Source organism: Treponema endosymbiont of Eucomonympha sp. (genome assembly GCF_001028545.1).
On the sequence record NZ_BBPW01000115.1, the window covers coordinates 1 to 2346 of the forward strand.

General features: G+C 61.2%; 2 protein-coding genes. One reads left to right on the forward strand and one right to left on the reverse strand.

Features of this window, described 5'->3' with window-relative positions:
* Positions 1–281: transposase (locus tag AWU74_RS05065; RefSeq protein ID WP_162504851.1), on the forward strand; the 281-nt coding region annotated here is incomplete at its 5' end.
* A gap of 84 nt (positions 282–365) precedes the next feature.
* On the opposite strand, the gene AWU74_RS05070 is transcribed toward AWU74_RS05065, so the two are convergent.
* Positions 366–2036 carry an AMP-binding protein gene (locus AWU74_RS05070; RefSeq protein WP_062328266.1) on the reverse strand — a complete coding sequence of 557 codons (1671 nt, stop codon included), beginning with the start codon at positions 2034–2036 and terminating at the stop codon, positions 366–368.
* Positions 2037–2346 lie beyond the last annotated feature (310 nt).

Genomic DNA, 2346 nt, shown 5'->3' on the forward strand with positions numbered 1-2346 from the left:
CGGAAGCGTTTCTTGCGGACAAGGCGTATGACACGAACGAACTGCTCGATATGCTTAAGGAAGCGGATATAACAGCAGTCATCCCTCCGGTTAAAAGCCGAAAAGAGCAGAGAGCGTACAGTCATGAACTGTATCGGGCGCGGCACGTCATTGAAAACGTCTTCCGTGCCCTCAAACGCCGGCGCGGAATTGCCACGCGCTGCGCAAAGCTCACCGCTTCCTTCATCCCCGCCATTCATGTCAGGTGTTTATTCCTCTACCTTCCAGTCCACACTACCTAGTCTAGGTATAACTTTTATTCGGCGATTTGTTCGTGCGCAAGCGGCGGCAGTCTTGCGCAGCGCCTGCCGCCCTGCGCTCTGAACTTATTCCCCCGCCGCCTGCTCGTCCTGCTCGCGTATGGAACTGCGGCGGATTTTGCCGCTGACAGTTTTCGGCAGTTCCTCCACGAACTCGACGATTCGCGGGTACTTGTACTGCGCCGTCGTGCGCTTCACAAAGTCCTGCAGTTCCCGCCCGAGCGCCGGATTCGGCTCGTAGCCCGGAGCAGGCACCACCGTTGCCTTTACAATCTGCCCGCGCTGCGGGTCGTACACGCCCGTTACCGCGCATTCCAGCACCGCAGGGTGCTGCTGCAAGGCGCTTTCCACCTCGAAGGGGCTGATTCGGAAGCCCGCGCTCTTAATCATGTCGTCGGTGCGCCCGCTGAACCAGAAATATCCGTCATCGTCGCGGAACGCCACGTCGCCCGTGTGATACACGTTGTTGCGGAACGCCTGCTCGCCCAGCGCCTCGTCGCGGTAATAGCCCGCGAACATGCCGAACGGGCGCCCCCTCTCCAGCCGCAGCACGATTTCGCCCTCTTCGCCGACCGCGCAGCTTGTGCCGTCCGCGTTGATTATGTCTATGTCGTAGCCGGGAGCGGGCTTGCCCATAGAGCCGGGTTTTTGCTTCATGCCGGTGAAGGTGCCGACAACCAGCGTCGTCTCCGTCTGCCCGTAGCCCTCGTAAATCAGGCGCCCCGTCATCTCGGTAAAGCGATTCGACACTTCTGGGTTGAGCGCTTCGCCCGCCGTGGTGCAGTACGCGAGCGACGACAGGTCGTACTTGCCCAAATCCAGCTTAATCAGGTAGCGGTACACCGTCGGGGGGGCGCAGAACGTCGTTACGCGGTACCGCGCGATTTTTTCGAGCAGTTTGTTCGGCACAAAGGACTCCATATCGTAGGCGAACACCGCGCTCCCCGCCAGCCACTGACCGTAAATCTTGCCCCACACGGCTTTTGCCCAGCCGGTCTCCGCGACGGTCAGGTGCAACCCGCCGTCAGTCACGTTCTGCCAGTACTTCGCCGTGGCGATATGCCCCAGCGGATAGGTAAAGTTGTGCTGCACCATTTTCGGCTCGCCCGACGTGCCTGACGTAAAATACAGCAGCATAATGTCTTCGTTCCGTATGGCGTCCGCCCCGGACGGGCGCGGGAAGGTGTCGGGCGGCGCCGCGCATTCGGCGAACGATACCCAGCCCGCGCGCTTCGCGCCGACGGTAACGCAGTGCCGCAGGGTCGGGGAACCGGGCAGCGCCGCGTCGACTTCCTTTTGCAGCACAGGGTCGTCCAGCGACACGATGACCTTGATTCCCGCCGCGTTTGTCCGGTAGACGATATCGCTCGCGTGAAGCATGTTCGTCGCGGGCACGGCGATTGCGCCGATTTTGTGCAGCGCAAGGAGGAAGAACCAGAACTCGTAGCGGCGGCGCAGCACGAGCATTACGGCGTCGCCCTTCCGCACGCCGAGCGACTGCAGGAACCGCGCCGTGCGGTTCGACTCGCGCCGCAGGTCGGCAAACGTGAACGTCCGCTCGCCGCCCGCGTCGTCGCACCACACGAGCGCGCGCCTGTCCGGTTCCGTCTCCGCGTAGCGGTCGGCGACGTCGAACGCGAAGTTGAAGCGCTCCGGCACGCGAATGGCAAAACTCTTCCGCAATTGCTCATACGAGCCGAAGGCGTCGGCGACGGATACGTAGTCATTCATCAGCATTTCAGCACACACCTCTTCCGTGGATTCGGCGGCTCGGACGCTCCGCGCCGCCGCGTTTTATTCGACACCGCGCCGCGCGGGAAGGTTGCGTTCCCCGTGCGGGGAACGACAGATAGGCATAGCGCATAGGGTGTGTGCTGAAATGCTGATGAATGACTACGTATCCGGCGCCTCTCCTTATGTAGGATTTGGAGGCGGAAGCGTTTCTTGCGGACAAGGCGTATGACACGAACGAACTGCTCGATATGCTTAAGGAAGCGGATATAACAGCAGTCATCCCTCCGGTTAAAAGCCGAAAAGAGCAGAGAGC

Excerpts from the sequence above, each read along its gene's own strand:
- AWU74_RS05070 (WP_062328266.1), bottom strand. The coding sequence starts at position 2,036 with ATGCTGATGAATGACTACGTATCCGTCGCCGACGCCTTCGGCTCGTAT.